Annotated in this window: 16 protein-coding genes and 1 tRNA gene; 6 read left to right on the forward strand and 11 right to left on the reverse strand. The window is 42.8% G+C overall.

Annotated elements, in window-relative coordinates; all coding sequences use genetic code 11:
* Positions 1 to 69: 69 nt before the first annotated feature.
* The 3 genes from tsaA to CIL02_RS05430 all read right to left on the reverse strand — a co-directional run bounded on the left by tsaA (position 70) and on the right by CIL02_RS05430 (position 3313).
* Positions 70 to 738, reverse strand: a complete 669-nt coding sequence (gene tsaA, locus CIL02_RS05420) for a tRNA (N6-threonylcarbamoyladenosine(37)-N6)-methyltransferase TrmO (protein WP_094399725.1) — start codon at positions 736 to 738, stop codon at positions 70 to 72.
* A gap of 55 nt (positions 739 to 793) precedes the next feature.
* A complete protein-coding gene (locus CIL02_RS05425) occupies positions 794 to 2545 on the reverse strand; it encodes an LTA synthase family protein (protein ID WP_371589010.1) in 1752 nt (583 codons plus the stop codon).
* A gap of 117 nt (positions 2546 to 2662) precedes the next feature.
* Entirely contained in the window at positions 2663 to 3313 is a 651-nt protein-coding gene (locus CIL02_RS05430; RefSeq protein ID WP_094399729.1) for a hypothetical protein, read from the reverse strand.
* Positions 3314 to 3657: 344 nt separating this feature from the next.
* Here CIL02_RS05430 and CIL02_RS05435 point away from each other — a divergent pair.
* The 3 genes from CIL02_RS05435 to lnu(AN2) all read left to right on the forward strand — a co-directional run bounded on the left by CIL02_RS05435 (position 3658) and on the right by lnu(AN2) (position 5812).
* Positions 3658 to 3742 (forward strand) — tRNA-Ser (locus CIL02_RS05435).
* Positions 3743 to 4069: 327 nt separating this feature from the next.
* Positions 4070 to 5275 carry a macrolide efflux MFS transporter Mef(En2) gene (gene mef(En2), locus CIL02_RS05445; RefSeq protein WP_005786079.1) on the forward strand — a complete coding sequence of 402 codons (1206 nt, stop codon included), beginning with the start codon at positions 4070 to 4072 and terminating at the stop codon, positions 5273 to 5275.
* Positions 5276 to 5299: 24 nt separating this feature from the next.
* Complete coding sequence (lnu(AN2), locus tag CIL02_RS05450; protein ID WP_004308783.1) at positions 5300 to 5812, forward strand: lincosamide nucleotidyltransferase Lnu(AN2); 513 nt, start codon at positions 5300 to 5302, stop codon at positions 5810 to 5812.
* A 446-nt stretch (positions 5813 to 6258) separates the two neighbouring features.
* On the opposite strand, the gene CIL02_RS05460 is transcribed toward lnu(AN2), so the two are convergent.
* The 8 genes from CIL02_RS05460 to CIL02_RS05495 all read right to left on the reverse strand — a co-directional run bounded on the left by CIL02_RS05460 (position 6259) and on the right by CIL02_RS05495 (position 14807).
* Positions 6259 to 6612 (reverse strand): nuclear transport factor 2 family protein, encoded by a 354-nt coding sequence (locus tag CIL02_RS05460; RefSeq protein ID WP_004308780.1) that lies wholly within the window; start codon positions 6610 to 6612, stop codon positions 6259 to 6261.
* Positions 6613 to 6700: 88 nt separating this feature from the next.
* Positions 6701 to 8104, reverse strand: a complete 1404-nt coding sequence (locus tag CIL02_RS05465; protein WP_004308779.1) for a hypothetical protein — start codon at positions 8102 to 8104, stop codon at positions 6701 to 6703.
* Between the two features lie 211 nt (positions 8105 to 8315).
* On the reverse strand, positions 8316 to 9275 hold the full coding sequence (locus CIL02_RS05470) for a toprim domain-containing protein (protein WP_005795604.1): 960 nt from the start codon (positions 9273 to 9275) through the stop codon (positions 8316 to 8318).
* A 216-nt stretch (positions 9276 to 9491) separates the two neighbouring features.
* Positions 9492 to 10568: an AAA family ATPase gene (locus CIL02_RS05475; RefSeq protein WP_094399733.1), complete on the reverse strand. Its 1077-nt coding sequence runs from the start codon at positions 10566 to 10568 to the stop codon at positions 9492 to 9494.
* Positions 10569 to 10582: 14 nt separating this feature from the next.
* Entirely contained in the window at positions 10583 to 10891 is a 309-nt protein-coding gene (locus CIL02_RS05480) for a DUF3853 family protein (protein ID WP_004292949.1), read from the reverse strand.
* Between the two features lie 223 nt (positions 10892 to 11114).
* Entirely contained in the window at positions 11115 to 12152 is a 1038-nt protein-coding gene (locus CIL02_RS05485; protein ID WP_004292950.1) for a hypothetical protein, read from the reverse strand.
* 5 nt (positions 12153 to 12157) lie between these two features.
* Positions 12158 to 13456 (reverse strand): YhcG family protein, encoded by a 1299-nt coding sequence (locus CIL02_RS05490; RefSeq protein WP_004292951.1) that lies wholly within the window; start codon positions 13454 to 13456, stop codon positions 12158 to 12160.
* A 67-nt stretch (positions 13457 to 13523) separates the two neighbouring features.
* Positions 13524 to 14807 carry a site-specific integrase gene (locus CIL02_RS05495; RefSeq protein WP_004292952.1) on the reverse strand — a complete coding sequence of 428 codons (1284 nt, stop codon included), beginning with the start codon at positions 14805 to 14807 and terminating at the stop codon, positions 13524 to 13526.
* Between the two features lie 252 nt (positions 14808 to 15059).
* Here CIL02_RS05495 and CIL02_RS05500 point away from each other — a divergent pair, with 252 nt between their 5' ends.
* The 3 genes from CIL02_RS05500 to CIL02_RS05515 all read left to right on the forward strand — a co-directional run bounded on the left by CIL02_RS05500 (position 15060) and on the right by CIL02_RS05515 (position 18948).
* A complete protein-coding gene (locus CIL02_RS05500; RefSeq protein WP_094399735.1) occupies positions 15060 to 15446 on the forward strand; it encodes a hypothetical protein in 387 nt (128 codons plus the stop codon).
* Between the two features lie 646 nt (positions 15447 to 16092).
* A complete protein-coding gene (locus tag CIL02_RS05505; RefSeq protein WP_094399737.1) occupies positions 16093 to 17511 on the forward strand; it encodes an ATP-binding protein in 1419 nt (472 codons plus the stop codon).
* Between the two features lie 600 nt (positions 17512 to 18111).
* Entirely contained in the window at positions 18112 to 18948 is an 837-nt protein-coding gene (locus CIL02_RS05515) for an IS982 family transposase (protein WP_141210137.1), read from the forward strand.
* Positions 18949 to 19231: the final 283 nt, after the last annotated feature.

A 19231-nucleotide genomic window follows, 5' to 3' on the forward strand; every position in this document is an offset into this window, starting at 1 on the left:
AAGCTTTGCGTGGGCAGATGCAATGCTTTGCGTGGGCGGATGCAATGCTTTGACCTCAGACCTCAGACCTTAGTCCTCTATAACATATAACGTATCCCCATTTACACGGAAATGGATGTCCATATCACAGAAGGGCATACCGTATACTTTTGTAGCATCGTCGTGATAGTGTGGGCGTGGGTCGAGCTCCAGGGTCTTACGTAGTGCTGACAGTTGTTCGGGGGCAAGCCTGGTGGCAAGTTGTTCGGGAATTACCACCTTCAGTCTTCTTATTGGGGTGCTGTCGACAAATCCGTTACGAACATCAGGGTGGCTATCAGCGTAAACGATATATGGCTTGATGTCATATATTGGTGTGCCATCCATCAGGTCTGCCCCCAGGACATTGATTATTGGTCCGCGTGTGGTATCAAGGTCAATACTGTCGATGCGTACAGACGACAAGCCGAGATTGTTGGGTCTAAAGGGTGAGCGCGTGGCGAAGACTCCAATGCGGGTATTGCCTCCGAGTAGAGGCGGTCTGACAACAAGGCTGTTGGCCTTATGCTTATTTGCCGAGAATTCCCATATCAGCCATATATAGTCGAAGTTTTCCAGTCCGCGCAACGCGTCTCTGTTGCGGTATTCTCGTGTGAATACTATCCTTCCACGTAGCTCACTGACAAGCCCGCTCTGTTTGGGAATGCCAAACTTTGAGGGGAATGGCGACTCGAAATGTGCTATTGGGAGAATTTCCATATTTGCTTCTTCCTGTGTGGTTATACTGAAGGTGTATAAATCATTTTGTTGGCAATCACAAATCCCCGATTACATCATATAGCTTCTGCAGATATGCCTTCCCGGGTTCAATGTTCGCACCAGCAGACTTGCCATCGTCCATGACAGCCCGCTTGGATTTGTTGTCGAATATCAGGCTGTTGTCTTCTGTTATCATACCGAACAAGTCGTTCACGGTGAAGAAGGCAAAGTGTGGAACAGCCGGATTGAGCATATCCTTGCTGAACAGCATGTCGTCGTGATTGATGTTCAGCTGTCCCAGGAGTGTCGCCGCCAAGTCCTGCTGGCTTCCGATGATGTCTACTTCTCCGCCTTTTGCCAAGGCTCCGCCAGTCCATATCATCGGTATGTGATAGTGGCCGAGGTCCTCGTTGCTGATGCCGATGGGCCAGCATCCTTGATGGTCAGGAAGAAGTATGACAAGGCTGTTCTTCCACTGCGGGCTTGCCTTTAGCGCCGAGACGAAGTTGCCTACGCACGAATCAGCGAAGGCGAAGGCATTGAGCCGTTCGTCAGCAAGCCTGTTGTATGGAACGTCAAAGGGCTCGTGCGAGCTTGATGTCTGTATGATGCGAAGCATGGGGACACCTGCTCTGTCATCCTTCAGGTCGGCCTTCAGACGCTCAAACAATTTGTCGTCTGGCACTCCCCATTTACTCATTCTATCTTTCACAGGGAATGACATGTCAGAGACAATGTCGTTAATGCCCTGGCTGACAAGATAAGAGCGCATGTTGGTGAAGTCGGCGTCACCACCATAGTAGTATTTTGTTCCATATCCGGCCTCTTTCAAGTGGCGGGCTATAGAAGGCAGGTTAGCCGTCTTCTTGGGGTATTTCATCAGGCTCATGTTTGGTTGTGCAGGAAATCCGCTCAGTATGGCCACCAGCCCCCTGTCGGTACGGAATGAGTTGGCATAGAATCTCGTGAACATCAGTCCGTCCTTGGCAATTGATTGCAGCTGAGGCACGGCATCCGTCTCCCAAAGTTTCATGGAGAAACTCTCCATTATAATAATGTATATGTCGGGACGTTGTGTGCTGAGCAATGTGATTGTTGAGTCAGAACGCGTATCGGTCATGTGACAGAACAGACTTTCAGCCTCCTCCGCCGGCATGTATCGGTATTGCTCTTTGAAATTCTCCTGATGCCTCACGGACTCAATGAAGCTAAACATCGGGTTTACGGCGGAATGGTTCAGGAAAGCGCAGTCTGAGAAATAAACCTTGCCCGTATTGGCCGTAGAGACGGTGAGGCCACCCCTGATGGGAATAATCAGCAGCAAGGACAGAACGCTCAGCACAATGGTTGTGGCAAGGCGGTTGCCTCCACGGTGTGGATCGAGAAACCCACTGTGTCTAATGCCCAGGCTAACATACAGGAGCAGGGCGGAAATGGCTGCAGCCAAGAGCAGTATAGCGAGTGTGCCGCCCCAGATAATTTCGCCTGTCATGCTTGCCATGGCATCTCTTGGAGATGACAGCAAATAGAATACGGGTGTGGAGTCTAAAGGAAATCCCCAATGGCGGTAGAGTCCGGCATTGACAACAAACGCTGCCGATACAAATAGCGACGAAAGCACAAAGTATACGGCAAGTATGCGGCAGACAATCTGCTGGCGTACCCATACGCTGGCTATCAGGAGCAGGGCGGGGACAATCATAAGATAGCCCGACATGGAAATGTCGAGAGTCAGGCCATGGAACATCACGTCCAGCCAGTTGGACAGCGTAGTGTCCTCCGGAAGCTTGTCATGGTTTATAGCCATAAATAGCGGTTTCTGTAAAACGAAAACCGCTATCCATGATATCATTATCTCGATAAAAGATAGTATCCTTTTTATCATTGTCAATCTGTACGTTAGTTATTCAGATATGGTGCGCAGTCATAACAACGTGGTTTCTTCTCCACATGTAGCCTCGAAGTACGGAGGCTCATCACGCAGCGAGATGTTGTCGTAGATGAAGTCTGCCACAACGGTGTCCTTGCGGTCGGGAAGAACAAGCCCCATCTTGCCGTTCTTCTGCGCAATGATTGGCATGGTGCGCAGGTCGTCGACGTAGACGTATGGGGTGCGGAGGAAATCGTACTGGGCAGAAAGCAGTATGTTGCCATCGGCATCCTTGATGCCATATTTGCCGTTCTCCTCGTATACCTCGTGGAATCTTATGTACTTGCCTTTTATCCTATTCAGATAGTATACCCAGCGGCGCTTGTCGTTTACCATCTGAAGCATGTAGCTGAACGTGTCGCAATAGTTTGCCATCGCACGGGTCAGCACAATCTTCCAGTCCAAGCCGCTGAGCACCTTCCTGTTCAGGTCTATATATAGTGCTATCGCATGCTCTTTCTCTCGTTGTGACATGCTGCTCAGACGTTCCTCAAACTTGAGCATCGTGTTCTTCGACCCGGACATGGCCTTTATATATCTGTGAATCTGTCTCCCAACTTCGTCACAGACAAATTTGTCTATTTGTCTCTCCTCGATAGGGTCAGTCCATATCTCATCCTTCGGACTATCATCATTGTTCGCCATAACAATCAGTTTTTGGTTGGTAGCAAATATGAATTATCTCTTTTGCAAATTTACTACATTTTTTTTATTCAGCAAAAAAACATAAGGTTTTTTACAGCAGATAAGCATGCTTTGTGTGATAAATGTTACGTTGAAATTGCGAAGTGGCATAAAGGCTTCACCACGGCATAATTCCGCGCCCGCCCTTGCCAGGTCGTTAGTTCTTCACATGGCTCAGTTGTTACAACGAGCAAAATCATTAACGGATGTTAAATCCATGAATTTGTACATCATATTTTTGGCAGTTACGGAAAAAAGCCATACCTTTGCACCGCTTTTAGACCAAGAGCCTGTTTCTAACAGAAGGAGAGATGGTAGAGTGGTCGATTACAACGGTCTTGAAAACCGTCGTGCTGAGAGGCACCGGGGGTTCGAATCCCTCTCTCTCCGCAACAAACGCTGAAAATCAGCAGATTGCAAAACAAACACCCAGTTTTACACCCAAGAATGTAAAGTCGGGTGTTTTTGTTTTATTTAAGATAATACAACCACTACATAATAAAAGAGTAGCGATATTAAAAGAATCCGATGAGAAAAGACTAATATTTATCTATCCATTCAGTTTGATTTTTCAGGACTTTACATCGTCCTGAAAGTATTTGTTATTGTATTCCAACGTCAGGAGTGGATTATAATACAAGTTTTTTGTGTGGATAGAATTTCGTTTTGCTTAATGTACGAAAGTACTTATCTATAAACGCATGAAATATTAGCACAATGAATCATTGGAAATCAACTTTGGCAGTGATAGGAATAGGCCAACTCATATCTATTTTAACAAGTACGATTGTTGGCTTCTCCATTATTTTTTGGATTAGCAACGAATTTAAATCCCCGACAGCTTTATCTCTGGCTATTTTAGCTGGATTTTTACCACAATTTGTATTAGGCTTGTTTGCCGGGGTCTATGTTGACAGATGGAATCGAAAGAAAACGATGTTTTATTCGGACTTGTTCATCGCGTTCTGTACCCTATGTCTTTTTATTGTGATAACCAAGGGTTATAAAGACCTTTCTTTTTTTTATCTATTGACTGCTTGTCGTTCAATAGGCAGTACGTTTCATGCACCTGCTTTACAGGCAAGCATCCCTCTACTGGTTCCCAAGCACCATCTTGTCAGGGTATCAGGTTTGTACCATTCCATTCAATCCTTCAGTGAGGTGATAGCTCCCGTTGTAGGGGCAAGCCTCGTTGTTTGGCTTCCCATACAGTATATTCTGCTCATAGATGTGATCGGAGCTGTTGCTGCTTGTCTGACCTTACTTTGTGTCCAGATTCCTTCTCTTCAAAAAACGAAAGTTCTTCCAGATTTCAAAAAAGAACTGACGGAATGTTGGCATACCTTGCGGCGTACAATGGGCATTTTGCCTTTATTCGTATGCTTTACGCTGGTGACTTTTGTCCTTATGCCTGTTTTTACGTTATTTCCTTTTATGACGCTTCTGCATTTCAACGGAAACATTTTGCAAATGGGAGTTGTGGAAATGGGTTGGGGCTCAGGGGCATTGTTGGGCGGTTTAGTACTTGCCTGTAAGGCTTTGAAAAGCAAGCAAACATTAGTGATGCATACGGCTTATGTGATATTGGGATTGTATCTGATTAGCGCCAGTTATTTACCATCAAGCGCATTTATAGGTTTTGTTTGCCTAACATTTACAGGAGGCATAGCCTATTCCATTTACCATGCGCTTTTCATCGCTATTATTCAGCAGAACTTGGCTTCGGACATGCTTGGACGGACTTTTTCTCTCATCTTTAGTTTGAGTACCTTTCCATCAATGCTGGGTATCGTAGCTTCAGGATATTGGGTGGAAGCATGGGGTATCACATCCGTCTTTATGATCAGCGGATGGGTTATCTTTCTGATTGGAGTGGGTGCAAATTTTATTTCTTCAATCAAGCAGTTGGATAATTACGCATAGTATTATTTATTAAAGAATTATTATATGACAAAGAAAGAACACACTACGATTACAGAGTTATTTCAAGTTTTGGACTTGTTGGAAAGCCTGGACATGCAGTTTTGGTTGGATGGAGGCTGGGGAGTGGATGTCTTGTACGGACAGCAAACCCGCTTGCATAGAGATATTGACATTGATTTTGATGCCAATTATACAGACCAACTCCTTGATCTTTTGCAGGAGAGAGGATATCAAATTGAAACAAATTGGTTGCCCACCCGTGTGGAACTGTATAGCAAAGAATTAGGCTATATTGATATCCATCCTTTTGTCTTGAATGCGGACGGCACTTCCAAACAAGCCGACTTGGATGGAGGCTGGTATGAATTTCAACCGGACTATTTTGGAACAGCAGTCTTTGAAGGCAGAAGCATCCCTTGCATTTCTGCAAAAGGGCAACAAGTATTCCATTCGGGCTACGATTTAAGAGAGAAGGATATTCACGATTTATCTATAATTAAACAATGTATAACAACAATGAGCCTAACAATTAGATAAGAACAAGAAAATGACAGAAAAACAAATTGTCTGGTATATCTTACTTACAGAAGTAAAGATAGACAGTGACACCCAGTCTGTCACATCCCTGAGTGTAGCTCCATTGGCAGTCTTGCCGGAATTCCAGCGTAAGGGAATTGGGGGGGGATGTTGATTCAGTAAGCCCATCAGAGGGCAGCACTTTTGGGTTACGGCACAGCAGTCGTATTGGGGCATAAAGAGTATTATCCTCGATTTGGCTATCGCAAGGCTATCGATTTAGGAATTGAATTTCCTTTCGAAGTCTCTCATGAATATTGCATGGTGGCTGAATTAATACCTGGAGCTACTGAGAATGTGAAAGGTATGGTTTGTTATCCAACTGACTTTAAATAGTTTAACAAGTAAAATTCATTATATAACTCGGACTGGGTATTTCAATTTCCCAGTCCGTATTCTGATAGTACTTATTCAATTGGAAGATTGTGTTGCTTCAAGAATGAAAGTTTATCCCAATACCCTCTTTGAAAGACGATTTTGTTATCTTTTACATGAAAAAATCCGCATCCACGAAGTCCAAGAGAGTCTTTCCATTCCATGATAGCCCATTCGCCATCTTCAAAAATATTTTCCACCATACAAACCATTTTAGCAGTGGCAAATTCATTCACAAACATTTTGTAGATTGATTCTTTACCTATTATTGGTTCGTTTGCGACTTGATGATTTACTGCATTAGTAGCATACAGCTCTGCTATATGATAAGCATCTGCTTTGTTAAAGCAATCTATCCATTTTTCCAAAACTTCTTTAGGCTTCATTTTTTATAAATTCTTAGGATTTTGATTCTGTAATAAAAACAATCTGTTTGGATGCATAGATACTTGATTTTATTAATAATAGGCTATTCTATATTCTAAATCCTCTGGATTTTTGCTCTCTCTGCACCGAGTTACGTAGATTCTGCTGTAACTTTTCCCATTGTTCCTTAAACCATTGTACTATGGGTTGTCGGTTTATGGTCAGCATAAGCTTACCACTATCCATCGGATGTTTCTCAACCCTAAAAATATCATTCTTGATGTCAAATTTCCACCTGTGTTCTTCGGAATAAATTTTGCCACTACATTGTATGGATTCTTTCTTTGTCAAGAGGTTTTCTATCATGTCTTTGGTAAACCCGATAACAGCGCATAATTTTTCCATTCTCAACATCTCTTTGAACATGGGAAACCATTTGTGGGCTTTTTCAAGCAAGGTGCTCAATCGTGATATTTCCTTGTCTTTGGCTTCAAGTTCTTGATTATGTATTCTTTGAAGATTACGAATTTGTCTGCTATGCTGTTCCTGTATTTGTTGTATCTGAATTTTTAATTCATCAGTAGCTTTGTCCCGTTTGGTAATTTCCTGATGTAGCTGCTCGATGTGATGTTCCAGTTCTTTCAGCTTACCGCTTCCGAAAAGAGAACCTACACCGCTTGCTATGGCGGTAGCAGCATTGGTGGCTGTTTTCTTTAGTTTGTCCGTGCGTATCTCTGCTTTTACCTGTTTGAGTTCCTGTTCGGCAAGGCTTACTTGTTGTTCCTTGTGTCGCTTGGTTTCCTCTATACGTTGCAGTTCGGCTTTCTGCTTCTCAATGATGAAATCATTTCGTTCCAGATGCTCTTTACCTGTGACAGCTTTTGCCTGTCCACGTTCCATCAGGAGAATATCGGAAGCAAGGGTCTGCATGGTTGCCATATCCTCGTCATTGAGCTTTCGGCTCTTTCCAGTTTCATGGTTCATCCAGTCGAATACGACATGAGCATGATAATTTGGTTTGAACCATCTGTTACCGACTTGGAAGCTCTCCTTGTCTTCTGCTTCCGGCTGACCGTTCAGCCAATGCCCTTCGTCTTTATGCAGGAAAATCTGTAGCGGAGTGATGCCCCAGCGTCTTTGGCACTCTTCACCGAATTTGCGTACATCAGCCAGTGTGGTGTCCGGTCTGATAAGCAATACTCCTTCACGGATGGGTGAGCATCCCGCCACCTTGATAATCTTTCCATTCTTTCCCTTGCGTTCCCTTTCCTTTTCCTGCATGGCACGTCCGGTCTTTTCCTTGACCATTTGCTTGATATTGTCATAATGAGTTCGCAGTTCGGGAGTGCCGAAGTCGGGATTTATCCACTGTTCGTTATCGGTGGAAAGTTCGGGAACGACATAGATTCTGGACTCCCCGATATTACGCATATACTCGGCAGTCCTTCGGTTGTGTGCCTCGCTCGATGCGATGTTGCAAGGCTTGATATGTATGCTTGATTTTGTTGCCATAGCTTCTTTCCTTTGTTTACAATTGATTTACTTTGCTCGCTTTCGCAGAGGGGTTCTTAGGGGTAACCCATAAGCGGAGATTGCAAAGAGAGGGTCACTCTTTGCTCGGGGTTCTCAGGGGTGAAACGCCCTGAGTGGGTCATTAGGGCAAAGCCCTAATCCCCTCGGGAGAGCCCACAACTACGAAAGCGAAGCGTGTAGTTATAGTGGGCTATAACCGGAAGCCTTTCGGTTTCTTGGATAGTGTATCATTCCTCTTTTTGACAGATTGCGCTTGCTCTTTCCTATCGGCTATTCGTTTCTGTAAATATTCGTTCAGATCTTTACATCCACTGTAGATTTGCGAGGCGTCACGTATATACCGGGTAGCATCATACTCCTTTCTGATTTGCTGTATTGCTTCCATTCCTGCACGGTCATTGTCAAAGAAACAGTGGATGCGCTCATAGCTTCCCAACGGATAGAGTGCCTTGGGAACATTGGCTACGGAATTAAGAACTATGTAATCCTGTCTGTCGAAGTCGGGTGATTGCGGACAGCTTTCCAGTCTTAAGGTCAGAAAGGAAAGGTAATCCATAAATCCCTCAAAAACGTAACATGCACTCCTTGGCTTTCCTGACTGTCTGATATGGGATATTTCTTTTGGTGCGATACATCCCTTGAAATATCGGTTGCGGATTTCATATCCACCCGATATGTTCGGAAAAGCAATGGCGAAATAACGTTTGCCGTTGTGGGTGAAACGGGCTTCCTTACATTCTCTTTTCGCCAGTGCCGTGTTTATCCCTCTTTCCTGTAGATAGGCAAGCAGGGCAGGAGAAGTCAGCTGTACAATGTCCAACTCCTGAAAACTCGGTTCGGAAAATGACTGCTTGCCAAAAGAGAAAGATACGGGACGGATGTGCGGAGTCTGTTCCTCGATTTTCTGTAGAAGATAAGGTACATAGTCGGAATAGTAGAGTTCCTGTGCCAGTGCAATGATATTTCCACCTTTACCAATTGCAAAATCATACCATTGGTTGCGTTCGGTATTTATTTTGAACGAGGGCTCTGTCTCTTCCCGTAACGGGGATTTATACCACAGGTTGATACCTTGCTGCTTGACGGGAGAATGTCCCAAACTGTACAGAAAATCCGCTATCCTGATTTGTTTTGCTGTTTGTATATCCATAATAAGATGAGTGTTTGAATAATGGTTGGAATATTTATTTCTCTTTTCGCCCGTACCTTTTTATGAAGTACGGTCTGTATAATCACTTCACTTTATTTTCGTATATATAGGATACGGTAATAAAGTGAAGCGGTTTTACATTCTCTGCAATCGCTTCGCTTTATCCTTAATATATAGACCTGCCGAATAAAGTGAAGTGATTACAGGTTAGACGGTCTAATAGTGAAAGTCTGGCTTGAACGTGTATTTCCTGCCGTTCTCCTGTACTATCATCCGTTTGTTCCGAAGCATGGTGATGAGCGATACCGCCTTTTTGTGGTTCAACTTTACCCCCACAGACACATAAGTCTTAATTAAGGTGTCCTCCAGTTCCTTGTAGCCATATTCCTCTTTCAGCCCGAAAACTGCTTCCAATGCGATGCGGTGCTGCTGTTCGGTGATATGCCTGTAAGGGTCGAACTTTTCCTCTTTCGGTCTTCCCGGTTTCTTGGTTTCGGGCTTGTAACCCTCCAACAGTTCAGGTATGGCATTGTCATTGATGCGAAATGAAAAAGGCTCGAAGTCCATTGCCCGTATGTGCATGGCTGAAACATTGCTTATATCTCCATTGCTCTTGTCCTTTTCCACAAGAAGGACAGTTTCAGCCTTGTTGTTCAGTTCCGTACCGATATGCCCCCTTGCGTTCTCATCGCCCTTGTTTTGGTGGAGTATCGTGTGGATATGTATCTGCCTGTCGTCCGTCCACTGCATCAGCTTTGATATGATGCGTGTCGATTCACCGGGGCTGTTGATGTCATATACCATGTCACGGATGCCGTCTATGATTACAAGCCCTATGTCAGGCGTATTGTAAATAGCCTGCTCTACAATCCTGATACGCTGTTCGGGCGTGTATTTCCTCAAAGCAAGAAATTCCAGATGCTCATTGTCCCTGTCATCTGGAAGCCCAGCCATCCGTAAAATACGTTTCATGACTTTCAGACAATGATAAGGACTTTGTTCCGTGTCCACATACAGGATTTTCCGTTTCTCTTCGGGTAGTTCCGCCACATATCTTAGCACTGTACCATTCTTCAATGCTGCCGCCACGATAGCCGACACATTGAAAGTCTTTTTGCTTTTGGCTTTGCCGATTGATGCACTGAAATTACCCAGTGTACCAATGACCGAACCTTGCACTTTTAGAATCTCAGGTGCTTTCTCATAGATTTTCGACAGGCTCAGGCGTGAGGCTTGCCAAAGGATTACGGCTTCTTCCGCCGATATTTCTTTTATATCTTTCATATAATCCATAAGTACACCTCCCGTTATTTTCGTCCTCCGGTTTTCTTTCCAGCCAGTTCAAGGGCAAGTTCCGCATCCACGATAATCTTGCGCCCTATTTGCGTAATGGCTTTGTCTATCTTTCCGCTTTTCTTTATACGGTTGGCGGTAGGCAGACTGCACCCGAACAATTTGGCAATGCCAAGTATTCCGTACACATACTTTCTTTCTGTGTCCGTAACGGGCTGTGGCTGCGCTTCCGTTTGGTTGGAAGCGTACTTGCTTAGAAATATGAACTCTTCGCCTGTCATCTGCCAGACGGGTTTTAATAATAACTCTTGAAGATTTGTCATCGTCCAATCTATTTAGTCGTTAAACAATCAGCCCTGCGCACTGGCTGTTATTTCTGTTCTCGAACGATGCAAAATTAGGTATGGCTGTAAGTGGTAAGGATGTGGATAATACAAATGGGATACTGCGCTATCTCATTAAATATCAGACAATAAAAATACCACTCAAAAATTAATTTGAGTGGTAAAAGTGGTAATTTCGTAGAATGTCAGGTTATATCACGAATTATCCGAATATGCTTTCCATTTCCTTTGCGAATTTCTGGTTGCTGTCACTCGGAAAATCGGAAACAGGTTCTTTGTATTTCGACCTGTAATAGCTCTCGTCAATATCCAACAATTTTAATATTTGGCTTCTCCATTCATCCCTGTATTGCTTGGATAGTTTCTCGCTCATCAGGAATATCAGGTAACACACCCGTATCTTTTCCCTTGCCTTGATTTTTAGTTTATTCTTGCAGGGGTACAGGTTTATATTGGCATAGAAATCCGCTATGGTAATGGCTTCGAACTGTTCCCCGACACAGGTTTCATGAATGGGCGAAAGCTGCTTCATGTCAAAATATTCATGTTGTCCCTCCGGGCTATTCTGTACTTCTTCTTGTTCGTTTTGCTTGACTGGTTCATCCTGCTGTTTTTCTTCCCTATCATTAGGAAGGTACTTTTTTAGGACTTCCATAAAAAGAAGACTTAGGCGGTAAACATTGCCGGAAAGGTTTTCTATATATTGAAAAGCCTCTTTCCTGTCTTGCTTTTGCAGTTCATAAAGTTTATCCAATTCTTTCTTTTCCTTGTCGTATTCAGCCTTGCAGCGTTCATATTCCTTTTCTGCCTGTATTTCTTCTTCGTCCGTATGCTCCCGAAAACCAATGAAATCATATCTGTGGTATGCGTCATTCAAAGGCTCGTGCAACTTGGTGGTAATCTCCAACTGGTCTTTAATTGCAGAATTATGCCTGTCTGCGTAGTGAAAACACACACGCTTTATGACGTCATCATTCAGCGGTTTTGTTTCATAAGCCCGTATATTTTTTTCTATTTCGATTTTCAGACTATTGAGAATCAATGTGTATTGTTCTTTCTGCTTGTCAAGTACCAGTTCAAGGATAGCGGCTTCAAAAGCCTTTGTATCATTGTGCTGCCTGTAAAAGTCGGTGATGAATTTCTGCTTGTCAAAAGAAAAAGCATAATTGGTTACCCAATCATTATATATTCTATTGAGTTCTCCATATTGGGGAATCAGTTTGTTTATTTCTCCTGCCATAGACTTCAATTTTGGGGATTATTGTCCTTGTCAAGGAAAGATGCCAGTTCTTCTTCCACCTCTTCCACACTTGGCAAAGCTGATTTCAAGTTTTCGGGTATAGCCTTGCTCAGTTGATAATCGCTGATGCCTATCGGTTGGTCGTAGCCTGTCAATGCGTATTGTGCTACCACCTCATCTTTTCCTTTGCACAGCAACAGCCCGATAGTCTTGTTGTCATTTTTTCCCCTCAGTTTGTCATCCACCACATTGATGTAGAAATTCAGTTGCCCTGCATACTCCGGTTTGAATGGAGTAGCTTTCAGTTCTACAACAATGTATGCGTGTAGCGGAATAGAATATAGAATCAAGTCGGCAAAGAAATCACTGTTACCTATTTGAAAATGCTTCTGCCGGGCGACAAAGGCAAAACCATTGCCCATTTCCAACAAATAACGGGTAACGTGCTTTACCAGCTGCTCTTCTATGTCCCTTTCGTCTGCCTTTTCTTTCGCTCCAGCCAAATCGAAGATGTACGGGTCTTTCAATAGGTAATTGGCAAGGTCGCTTTGTGGTGCTGGAAGTGTGGCTGTGAAATTGTTTACCTTGTTGTTGTTGATTTGTCTGTTATATAGGTTGTTTTCAATTTGCATTTTCAGCACATTGCTACTCCAGCCCATTTCTACAGCCTGTTTCATATACCAATATCCTATGCCTAACGGTAACGAACCGTTAAGTATGACCATTTGGCTTGCCCAGTTTATTTTGGCAACAGGGGATTTCAGGAAAACTTTTTCTATTTCCCTAATCTCCATCCTGTAAATGGCAGAAACTGTTTTCTCCACATCCTGAATTTGCGCAGGAACTTCCTGCGTAATTTCTAAAGATTGACAATCAGCGGATTGTATTTGCGCAGTAAGTTCCTGCGTAAATTGTCCGTTGTTCAGTTTCAATACTTCATCTGTAACATTCTGTATGCTTGGAACAGACAGCCTTGTGTCTGTATCAATGAAACTTCGTAGCACGTTCAACGGATATGACCGTGCAAATTGGCACATATAAGTAAGGTTACGCTCCGAATAACCTTTCTTTTCGGGGTAATTGAACCGGATAGCCTTTGCCAGTTGCTTGATGATTTTGCTTCCCCAGCCTTGCAAGTTCTGATGATACAGGATATAGTTGCCCATTTTCCAGTAATGGAACAGCATTTGCGCATTGGCTGCGGCAATCAGCCGGACTTGCGCCTGTTCTATTTCCGAACCGACGGCATGAACAAATGCGTCAAAGTCCGTTCTTCCTATATGATATTCTCTGTTATTTTCCATTCTAATGTTTATTGTTGTCGCAAATATAATTCAAATAGCTGATAATCTATGAAACTGATTGATACTTTTATAGTTGGTTAAACTTGTTCATGGCATTTGCCTTAATATCATCCGCTATGTCAATATAGGGTTTCATGGCTTTATAGTCACTGTGCCCCGTCCATTTCATCACGACTTGTGCCGGAATACCGAGAGCCAGCGCATTACAGATGAATGTTCTTCTTCCTGCATGGGTGGTTAATAATGCGTATTTCGGGGTGACTTCATCTATACGTTCATTTCCTTTATAATATGTTTCCCGTACAGGCTCGTTGATTTCAGCCAGTTCCCCCAGTTCTTTCAGATAATCATTCATCTTCTGATTGCTGATAACAGGCAGTGCCATGTGGTTTTCAAAATGGACTTCCTTGTATTTTTCGAGTATGGTTTTACTGTGGTCGTTCAGTTCAATTATCAGGCTGTCTGCCGTTTTGACTGTGGTAACTTCGATGTGGTCGGGTTTCACATCGCTTCTTTTCAGATTACGAACATCTGAATATCGCAGGCTTGTGAAGCAACAGAACAGAAAAACATCCCTGACACGTTCCAGATATTGTTTGTCTTTCGGTATCCGATAATCTTTCAGCCTGTTCAATTCGTCCCAAGTCAGGAATATCACCTTTTTAGAGGTGGTTTTCAATTTGGGCTTGAAAGTGTCGTATGCAATATTCTGATGATGCCCTTTCTTGAAGCTCCAGCGCAGAAACCATTTGAGGAATCCCATCTGTTTGCCGATGGTGCTGTTCCTCATATCCTTTTTGTCACGCAGGAAATTTACATACTCGTTCAAGCCGAACTCGTTGAAGTATTCAAAGGTTACATCTTCCTTGAACTCTTTGAGGTGGTTTTTCACTGCTGAGAATTTCTCGTAGGTGGATGCCGTCCAGTTATTCTGATTGCCACACTCCTTTACAAACTCATCGAATACTTCCCAAAAACTTATTTGTGTTTCTTCCTGCTGCTCTTCGCTGGTGTCTTTCATCCGCAGGTTGAACGCATCCTTTAGCTGTTGGGTGGTCGGTATGGTTTCCTGTACCTCAAACTCCTTGAACACGTTTTGAATCTCGGCATAATATTTCAGCAAGTCCGCATTGATTTCGGATGCGCTTTGTTTTAGTTTGTTGGTGCATCCGTTCTTTACCCGTTGTTTGTCGGCATCCCATTTGGCTACGTCAATCCGGTAGCCTGTTGTAAACTCGATGCGTTGGCTTGCGTATATGACACGCATACGGATGGGTACGTTCTCTACGATTGGCACACCGTTCTTTTTCCGGCTTTCCAATGCAAAAATGATGTTACGTTTGATATTCATAATTGGGTGCGTTTGAAATTCTACACCCAAATATACACCCAATATTTGGAATAGCAAAAGATATTCAGAAAGATTTAGATTTACTCTGCGCTTTAGATAGTATATGATTATCAGTGATTTGCAATTTTATGATATTTCTTGAAAGCATAGGTTCGAGAGCCTCTCTCTCCGCTTTTAAAATCCGCAAGTAGCTGAATATCAGAAGCTTGCGGTTTTTTTATAAAACATTTCTGAACTAAAAACATTAATAACATGGAAGAACATGAATTATACCAAGACTTCGACTTGAAAGACTATTCTTCAATTCTTTATAGCCTCAAGTATTACTATCACAAATCAGGCAAAGATAAAGAGACTGGAAGACCGATAGAGGATTGGCTGTACAAGGCTAAAGAGCTATTCGGATATCAAGAAGATGGTCATATATGCCATTGGCATCTTGACACTATCGAGGACTATTTTGGAGTTCCTGCCTATGATTATTTACTTTCACATCAAGAGTGCTATATGGACGATGATTGCCCTATCCAACGTACTAAAGCCCAAATGAGAAATTATCTCCATACCTTCCATCTCAAAAATGGAAGAGTAAAATTCCATGTCTATGACTTCAGAAGAATGATAAGCGCGATGGCATAAAATAACTTTTATCCCGAAATCTTATTTTCGGGATAAAACATTTACCAAATTACCATGAAGCATAAAACAAGGAAAACAATGCTCCATAATACTTAAAACCTAATGGGGTAATAATAACTCTTTTATTTGAAATCTCAATATAACCACGTGACACACAAAAATCCAATGGGGCAGAATAATAAGTGGTAGCATCACATCCCAATAATTCACTAAGAGAGTCAAACCATTTACAATAAGATATTAGAGCTTGTCGGAACTGACGCTAAAGTTCTGGACAATATAAAAAAGAAGGCGGCGGAGTATGGAATTCAGAAGTAGTATTTGCAAGTCGTTTTGTATCAACGGATTGCACGTTAAACGGTAGAAAAGTGATGACGCAGGTCCTGACGATTTAGAAAAAGATGAAGATTTAATGTATTTAACTTTTATAAACCACAAAAATACAGGAAATGTGCAATGTATAGCTATATAGTTCGTTCTAAATGTAAATGGTCATTATTCAATTAGGGGGCGCTGGAATTAGACAAATAATGGTGTTACAACCATAATGCTCATCAAAAACGTCGAAATAGGCAAAATAATTACGAGTTTCGACACTTTATAAGAAATTATTTCGTACCTTTACACACAAAAATCAGCATAGATTATGATTATAGGCAGAGACAAAGAACAGAGAGAACTGCATGAGGCATACGAGTCGGAGTATTCGGAATTTGCCGTGGTGTATGGCCGTCGCAGGGTGGGCAAGACATTCCTTGTACGGGAGACTTTCAACTACACCTTCACATTTGAACATTCTGGAGTAGCAAAGGGCAATATGCGGATGCAGCTTCGCGCTTTCCGTGATTCACTGGCAGATGCCGGAATGGGTAAGGTGAAGGTTCCCGAAGATTGGATGGAGGCGTTTTCCTTACTGCGCCAACTCATCCGCCAAAGTAAAGAAAGGAAGAAAGTGGTTTTTATTGACGAGATTCCTTGGATGGACACACCGCGCTCCAATTTTGTATCTGCCATAGAGTACTTCTGGAACAACTTTGCTTCGGCGCGCAAGGATGTACTGCTAATCATCTGTGGATCGGCAACATCGTGGATTATCAACAAGGTACTGAAGAATCACGGAGGGTTGCACAATCGTGTGACATATCGATTGTCAGTCATGCCTTTCACGCTCTATGAATGCGAACAATATATGAAAAGCCGAAAGATTCAGGCCTCGCACTATGATCTGTTGGAATACTACATGGTGTTCGGAGGAGTACCTTTTTATTGGTCACTTTTGACACGGGGGCAGAGCGTAGCGCAAAATGTTGACAGACTTATTTTTGCGGAAGATGGCAAACTCCGTTATGAATTCAACGAGCTTTACGACTCGTTGTTCCATAACCCAGAGAAATATGTCAGAATTGTGATGGAACTTGGCGAAAACGGTTCTGGAATGACACGCGACGAGTTGGTGAAGCAATGCGGACTGGAAGAAAACGGACGGACTAGCCGTATGCTGGAAGACTTGGAGGAATGCGGCTTTATCCGCAAAATTCCCACGTATGGGCTAAAGAACCAGGCTACTTTTCGTTTGATTGATAATTATACGCTGTTCTATCTGAAATTCGTGAAGCACAACACTGCCAACGATGAGCAATTCTGGAGTCACAATTATCTGTCGAGCCTGCGGTCAGCCTGGGTCGGTTTGGCTTTTGAGCGTCTGTGTTTCTTGCACATCCGCCAAATCAAAATGGCTCTTGGCATCAGCGGAGTTGTGACCAACGTATTTGCATGGCGAGTAGGACCGAGTGCCGACGGAAAGAAAGGTGCACAGATAGACATGCTCATAGACAGGGCAGACAATCTGGTGAATATCTGTGAGATGAAATTCTCGCACAACGAATATACTGTGACTAAAGACGATGCAGATAGCTTGCACCATAAGGCGGAGCGTTTCGTCACCGAAACAGGATGCAGGAAATCTGTTAACCTTACCATGGTCACTGTGTCAGGAATTGCTCACGCTGGATATTGGAGCGAGATACACAACAGCATCACGTCAGAAGACCTGTTCAAGACATAGTCTCAGACATGTTTGTTTCATTAGATGAAGACAACAATCCTGATTATTATATTTTGTCTCGCAGTCAATTCATAAAGCTGCTCTATTCGCTTCATGATAGATACTGCAACCAAATTCAACGCGAGAAACCATTGAACCTGTCGCTACCAGCGGAACTCCATTTGGGGCTTTTGCAAGGACACGATGGCAGACCGAGTAAAGGATTGCTAGGATTTAAGAATCCTTTCCCAGGAAATATATTCCATAATGCTTGGGAAAACATATGGAAAGATTAGAATAGACACTATCCTATATTTTACCGCATACCATTGTAGACAATTAGTCTATAAGGGTATGCGGTTCTTTTTTTCATACTCAATATAACTCCCGAGATTTATTGAAATTAACGTGAGTTCGACGAAATATAAGTGCTTGAAAATTTGGTGATTAGCGAAATTTTTGGAGTTTCCTTGAACGAAGCGAAAAACTTTATAGTGTTGAAATACAAAGAATTACAAACAATAATCGCTATGATCACCGAGGACAAAGTTTTTCACTTCGTTCAAGGAAACTCCTGAATTATTTTGTATTGCAGATGATTTTTGCAAGTTTTTTGATGCCATGATGGAAAAATATACACTGAAAGCAGATAAGAAACGGCAATATCACCGCAAGTCAACCATGTCAAAGGCAGAAATTATGGTAATCATGATACTGTTTCATGATTCAGGCTATCGTTGCCTGAAACATTTCTATATAGAAAAGGTATGCAGACATATGCGTCACCTCTTCCCGAAAGTTGTCTCATACAACCGATTCGTGGAACTTGAAAAGGAAGTAGCCATCCCTTTGGCTCTATTCATCAAGAAGGTGCTGCTCGGAAAATGTACTGGCATAAGTTTCGTGGACAGCACTCCCCTTAGAGTATGCAGGAAGCAGAGGATACATATCCACAAGGTATTCAAGGGCATTGCGCAAAGAGGCAAGTGCTCCATGGGATGGTTCTTTGGCTTTAAGCTGCATCTGATATGTAATGAGAGGGGTGAGTTGCTGAACTTTATGATAACCCCGGGAGATTTGGATGACAGGAAACCATTGGAATACAAAGCCTTCGTAGAATTCATATATGGCAAGCTGGTCGGAGATAAAGGGTATATCAGCAAGAACCTTTTCCAACGCCTGTTCGTGGATGGCATACAGATTATCACCAAACTTAAAAACAACATGAAAGGTGCCTTGATGAGCGTGTCTGACAAGCTGCTGCTTAGGAAACGAGCAATAATAGAAACGGTAAATGACGAGTTGAAGAATATTGCACAAGTGGAACATTCAAGACACAGGTGCTTTGACAATTTCATCGTGAACCTGCTTGGAGCTATCGCTGCTTATTGTATGTTTCCTAAGAAGCCGTGTATCAATGTACAACGTACAGTTGATACACAGCTTTCATTGTTTTGAATTCATCGAACTCACGTTAAATAGGGTGTACAGTTTGATGGAAGAAAATCAGTAGCAACGCCCTGAGCCAAAGGTCGCCGACTGAACCAAAGGTCGCCGGCTGAAAGGAAAGGCAAAGGAAAGGCAAAGGAAAAGCAAAGGGCAAAAGCGTTATTTGGGCACAGTAGCAAAAAGGTGTGGGTATAAATAAAAAATGTTACCTTTGCAGTTATATGGAAACAAAGATATTAGAACAATTAGCGAGCCTTGTTCTTCCCAAAGAAATACTCGAACGCTTTGTGAT

It is taken from the genome of Prevotella sp. P3-122 (assembly GCF_002251365.1).
GTDB lineage: Bacteria > Bacteroidota > Bacteroidia > Bacteroidales > Bacteroidaceae > Prevotella.

Excerpts from the sequence above, each read along its gene's own strand:
- tsaA (WP_094399725.1), bottom strand. The coding sequence starts at position 738 with ATGGAAATTCTCCCAATAGCACATTTCGAGTCGCCATTCCCCTCAAAG.
- CIL02_RS05490 (WP_004292951.1), bottom strand. The coding sequence starts at position 13,456 with ATGGAAAATAACAGAGAATATCATATAGGAAGAACGGACTTTGACGCA.
- CIL02_RS05495 (WP_004292952.1), bottom strand. The coding sequence starts at position 14,807 with ATGAATATCAAACGTAACATCATTTTTGCATTGGAAAGCCGGAAAAAG.
- CIL02_RS05475 (WP_094399733.1), bottom strand. The coding sequence starts at position 10,568 with ATGGATTATATGAAAGATATAAAAGAAATATCGGCGGAAGAAGCCGTA.
- CIL02_RS05485 (WP_004292950.1), bottom strand. The coding sequence starts at position 12,152 with ATGGCAGGAGAAATAAACAAACTGATTCCCCAATATGGAGAACTCAAT.
- CIL02_RS05425 (WP_371589010.1), bottom strand. The coding sequence starts at position 2,545 with ATGGCTATAAACCATGACAAGCTTCCGGAGGACACTACGCTGTCCAAC.
- CIL02_RS05470 (WP_005795604.1), bottom strand. The coding sequence starts at position 9,275 with ATGGATATACAAACAGCAAAACAAATCAGGATAGCGGATTTTCTGTAC.
- CIL02_RS05480 (WP_004292949.1), bottom strand. The coding sequence starts at position 10,891 with ATGACAAATCTTCAAGAGTTATTATTAAAACCCGTCTGGCAGATGACA.
- CIL02_RS05515 (WP_141210137.1), top strand. The coding sequence starts at position 18,112 with ATGATGGAAAAATATACACTGAAAGCAGATAAGAAACGGCAATATCAC.
- CIL02_RS05430 (WP_094399729.1), bottom strand. The coding sequence starts at position 3,313 with ATGGCGAACAATGATGATAGTCCGAAGGATGAGATATGGACTGACCCT.
- CIL02_RS05505 (WP_094399737.1), top strand. The coding sequence starts at position 16,093 with ATGATTATAGGCAGAGACAAAGAACAGAGAGAACTGCATGAGGCATAC.
- CIL02_RS05465 (WP_004308779.1), bottom strand. The coding sequence starts at position 8,104 with ATGGCAACAAAATCAAGCATACATATCAAGCCTTGCAACATCGCATCG.
- CIL02_RS05500 (WP_094399735.1), top strand. The coding sequence starts at position 15,060 with ATGGAAGAACATGAATTATACCAAGACTTCGACTTGAAAGACTATTCT.
- CIL02_RS05460 (WP_004308780.1), bottom strand. The coding sequence starts at position 6,612 with ATGAAGCCTAAAGAAGTTTTGGAAAAATGGATAGATTGCTTTAACAAA.